Annotated in this window: 1 protein-coding gene; it reads left to right on the top strand. The window is 36.9% G+C overall.

Annotation, left to right across the window (positions count from 1 at the left end; translation table 11 throughout):
* The first annotated feature begins 156 nt into the window (after nt 1–156).
* Nucleotides 157–1,725 carry an IS1182 family transposase gene (locus ACHUFV_RS27345; RefSeq protein WP_394239605.1) on the top strand — a complete coding sequence of 523 codons (1,569 nt, stop codon included), beginning with the start codon at nt 157–159 and terminating at the stop codon, nt 1,723–1,725.
* Nucleotides 1,726–1,826 lie beyond the last annotated feature (101 nt).

Raw genomic sequence — 1,826 nt, 5'->3', positions numbered from 1 at the left:
GAGGCTGGGACAAAACCCCCTTCTGAAATGAAAAAGCCTGTGAAATTTTACGAAGAGTAAAATTTCACAGGCTTTGATTATTTTTACAATAAAATAAGGACATCCTCTGTTAAAATTAAGTTACCACACAAAATCCATACAGAAAGAAGTGTCCTTATGTTTAAAGATTATAACATGAATCAATTAGTTTTGCCTGTAGATTTAGAAGTAAAGTTACAAAAGAATGATATTGCTTTTCATGTTCATCATTTAGTTGAAAGTATCCCTCATGAAGCGTTCGAGCCATTTCTTCGAAATGAAGGTTGCCCTGCCTATCATCCTCGCATGATGCTTAAAATTATCTTATGTGCCTACACGCAATCTGTATTTTCAGGACGCAAAATTGAAGCCCTTTTAAAAGACAGTATCCGATTGATGTGGATAGCTCAAGGGTATGAACCTAGCTATCGCACGATTAATCGATTCCGTGTACAACCGGAAGTGAAGGATTTAATCCGCCAATGTTTCGTTCAATTCCGTTGCCAATTGGTCGAAGAAAAACTTATCGATCAAGAAGCTATTTTTATTGATGGTACAAAGATTGAAGCGAATGCGAATAAATTTACGTTTGTCTGGAAGAAATCAATTGAGAAGTACCACCAAGCATTAATTGAAAAGTCGAATGCACTTTACAATGAACTACTTGAAAAGGAAATCATCCCTGAAATTGAACGAGAAAGTGAAGAGCAGTTAACCCTTCAGGAACTCACTCAAATGGTCCAAAAAGTAGACGATATTGTTATCGAGTATGACAAAAAAATTGATGCATCATCAGACGTATCGGAGCGAAAAGCGTTAAGGGGTGAACGAAAATATCCGAAGCAAGTACGAAAACAATTGTTTGATTACATCTTACGAACAGAGAAATACCTACGAGATTTCGAAATCTTCGGCACACGAAATAGTTATTCAAAAACTGATAACGATGCGACGTTTATGCGGATGAAAGATGATTATATGAAAAACGGTCAATTGAAAGCTGGTTATAATGTACAAGTCGCAACAGAAGGCCAATATGCACTTGCCTATAGTTTATTTTCAAATCCGACAGACACACGTACGTTAATCCCGTTCCTGGATGAGATCGAACAACGTTATTTTGAGTTACCGGAGCACATTGTCGCAGATGCAGGTTATGGCAGTGAACAAAATTATGATGATATCCTTTCGTATCGTAAACGAGAAGCGCTAATTACGTATAACATGTACTTGAAAGAGCAAAAGAAAAAATATAAACAAAATGAATTCAATCCAGACAACTGGCAGTATGATGAAGAAAGCGATGCGTACACTTGTCCAAATCAGCAACGACTTGTATTTACATATCATTCTGTACGTACGGATAAAACCGGCTTCACACGAGAGTTTAAAATCTATGAATGTGAGGACTGTTCGGGATGCCCATTCCGTTCATCATGTACGAAAGCAAAAGAAGGCAATAATCGAAAATTGATGATAAATGAGAAGTGGGAACTACAAAAAGAATATGTGAGAGCGAAGCTTTCAGAAGAAAAAACGAGTTCAATCTATCGGAAACGTAAAATCGATGTAGAACCAGTTTTTGGATTCTTGAAGGCTAATTTGCGTTTCACTCGATTTTCTGTACGTGGAAAATCAAAGGTTGAAAACGAAATGGGTCTAGCGTTAATGGCCGTGAACTTACGAAAATTCACGGCCAACAGCTAAGAATAAACTAGAATTATCATTAAAAATAGAGAAAGGTGAAATTGAGCGTAATCAATTTCACCTTTCTCGTTATTTGAAGCTAGTTATGTCCCAGCCTCTTT

The organism is Niallia oryzisoli, assembly GCF_043641075.1.
Classification (GTDB): domain Bacteria; phylum Bacillota; class Bacilli; order Bacillales; family Cytobacillaceae; genus Bacillus_BD; species Bacillus_BD oryzisoli_A.
Note: the sequence above shows the minus strand (reverse complement) of the source record. Positions and strands in the feature narration are given on the sequence as shown.